The organism is cf. Phormidesmis sp. LEGE 11477 (assembly GCF_015207105.1).
Taxonomy (GTDB): Bacteria; Cyanobacteriota; Cyanobacteriia; order Phormidesmidales; family Phormidesmidaceae; genus Phormidesmis.
Genome location: NZ_JADEXO010000233.1, coordinates 1 through 2534, shown reverse-complemented (window position 1 = coordinate 2534; position 2534 = coordinate 1). Strand labels below are relative to the sequence as shown.

Sequence of the window (2534 nt, the reverse complement as noted above, 5' to 3'; positions counted from 1 at the left end):
CTGGGGCACAGCGTGTTGGAGCTTAAAGTATCAGTTTTTAGCGTGCTTGTGCGCTTACCCAGAGTTTTGTTGCCGTGTCCGAAACGAAGTGCGGCACGTTGATGTTTGTTCGTTGTCGCCGGAACCGGGAACGAGGACATAAAGCCGAGTACGGAACGGGTTGAGGCGCATTTCACCCGAACGGCGGTAGCGTGCCTTTTCTCAAGAATGCATGTAAAACAGTTTAAAGCGACAATATTGAGACGTACTGTACATGATCCCCTCAACCTGCACCTTCTATCTGCGCTCGTTAAGCGTGATTTCAAGGCGCAATACCGTCGCTCCCTCATAGGGCCGCTGTAGGCCATTCTCTATTCGGTAATCTACCTTCTCCTACTTTGTTGCCATCCGCTCGTTTCTCGGCATTCCGAGTGACGGGCAGCCTTATGCGATGTTTGCAGCGGTGGCGTGTACCCTGGATTTTCTTTTCGGGAGCGGTCGCCCGATCCGGCACATGCATCATGATGAATGGCCCGCTGCGGAAGAAAATGGCGGTTCGTAGAGAGACCATCCCTACAGCCGCCGTCGCTCTATCCTTTGCGGACTTTCTTGTTGCTTCGACAATCGTCATCTTTATGTCGTTATGGTTTGGTCTCACAGTCGGGTGGTCGGTGTTGATGCTTCCTTTCTTCGTACTGCTATTCGGGTTCTGCGCTCTCGATGTTGCCATGACTGAGTTTTTTGCTTTTGGCGGTGCGCTTAGGCGAAAACCTTTTTCCGAGTCTACCTCGCCTCATATCACTTCTAAATATGTCAACCTGTGACGCCGTTTGCTGATCTCTTGAGGCTGCTGATACGATACCTCTATCGTAGGCAAGTCGAACGTTATGCTGGGGCGCCGCTTGAGAAGGTCGGCAGCGACTATGGCGGTTGGGTTCTGCCAGTCGATCTTATTCAGCCTGGCTGGACCTGCTATGCCGGTGGCGTCGGTGAGGACATTACCTTCGATCGTGAAATAATTGAGCGTTTTGGTTGCCGGGTGTTCGCGTTTGATCCGACGCCAAGGGCCGCGGCCCACGTCGAGCAGCATGCCGAGGGATTCAGCAATTTCCGGTTCCTGCCCGTGGGGCTGTGGTCGGAGGATACTGTGCTGCGCTTCTACGCGCCGCGGGACCCGGCGCACGTTTCTCACTCTATTGTTAACCTGCAGGAAACAAACACCTATTTCGAAGCACCTTGTCGAACCGTATCGTCTCTGATGAGTGAACTCGGGCACGATGAAATCGATCTTCTGAAAATCGATATCGAGGGTGCCGAGCACGAGGTGGTGCGGTCCATGTTTGCGCAGGGTGTTTTCCCGACGCTCTTGTGCATGGAAATCGATCAACCGGCACCCCTGTTGAAAATCACCTCGACGGTGAGGCGGATTCGCAAAGCTGGTTATACGCTAATCAATATTGATGGATGGAATTTCACCTTTGTACATGCAAAGGCTCTGTCGGCGAGTGCAGGTTAAGGCGATGCGGTGAGTACTACCAGCTTATCGCTGCCGCCGGATATCCGAATCACCTTCGGCATGATCGTCCTGAATGGCGAACCATTCCTGCGTTATAATCTGCGCGGGCTCTATCCCTATGCGCATGAGATTATTGTGGTTGAAGGTGCGGCGCCAGGTGCCTGCAATATAGCTGACCCGCAAGGGCACTCGCGCGATGGAACCCTGGCCGCATTGCGGCGCTTCAAAGAGGAGGAAGACCCTGACGGAAAGCTGACCATTGTCACCGCCGAAGACGAAGGCTATGTGGACGGATTTTGGCCGGGCGAGAAGGATGAACAGAGTCAGGTCTATGCGAGGCGAGCTTCTGGCAATTATCTCTGGCAGGTCGATGTCGATGAGTTTTACAGATCAGAAGACATTGAGGTCGTCATCGCCATGTTGCACCGCGAGCCGGAGATTACAGCCGTCAGCTTTAGGCAGATAACGTTCTGGGGTGGCTTCGATTATATCGCAGATGGTTGGTACCTGCGCCGCGGGGCGGCTACCTATCATCGCCTGTTCAAATGGGCGCCCGGTTTCGAATACGTTTCTCATCGTCCTCCGACGGTCCATGATGACCGAACGCGCGACTTGAGGCGGTTATGCTGGGTGAACGATGACGCAATGGCCGCTCGCGATGTTTATCTCTATCACTATTCCCTATTGTTGCCGAAGCAGGTAGAGGAGAAGTGTGACTACTATCAGAATGCAGATTGGGCACGGCGCGTAGGGGCCCTTGAATGGGCGCAACAGGTGTTTGGCGAACTGCGCCGACCTTTTCGGGTTCACAATATCTACAGCTATCCAAGCTGGTTGGAGCGTTATAGCGGTAGCCACCCTCAGCATGTCCAGCAGATGCGAAGCGATATCGCCGGTGGACGTCTGCTGGTCGAACTGCGTGCAACCGATGATATCGAGCGGTTGCTGAACTCGATCTGGTATCCCGCTCTTCGGATTCTTATCAAGCAGGCCGGTGTGATGGATCTGGTGGCGTACCGATTGCAGTGTTGGGTGCGGC

At 54.1% G+C, this 2534-nt stretch carries 3 protein-coding genes; 2 read left to right on the top strand and 1 reads right to left on the bottom strand.

What is annotated here, in order from left to right:
• Positions 1 to 325 precede the first annotated feature (325 nt).
• Positions 326 to 709: a hypothetical protein gene (locus tag IQ256_RS28865; RefSeq protein WP_193859125.1), complete on the bottom strand. Its 384-nt coding sequence runs from the start codon at positions 707 to 709 to the stop codon at positions 326 to 328.
• Between the two features lie 90 nt (positions 710 to 799).
• Between IQ256_RS28865 and IQ256_RS28860 the strand changes: the two genes are divergently transcribed.
• Complete coding sequence (locus IQ256_RS28860; protein ID WP_193859124.1) at positions 800 to 1495, top strand: FkbM family methyltransferase; 696 nt, start codon at positions 800 to 802, stop codon at positions 1493 to 1495.
• A gap of 9 nt (positions 1496 to 1504) precedes the next feature.
• Positions 1505 to 2534: glycosyltransferase family A protein (locus IQ256_RS28855; protein WP_193859123.1), on the top strand; the 1030-nt coding region annotated here is incomplete at its 3' end.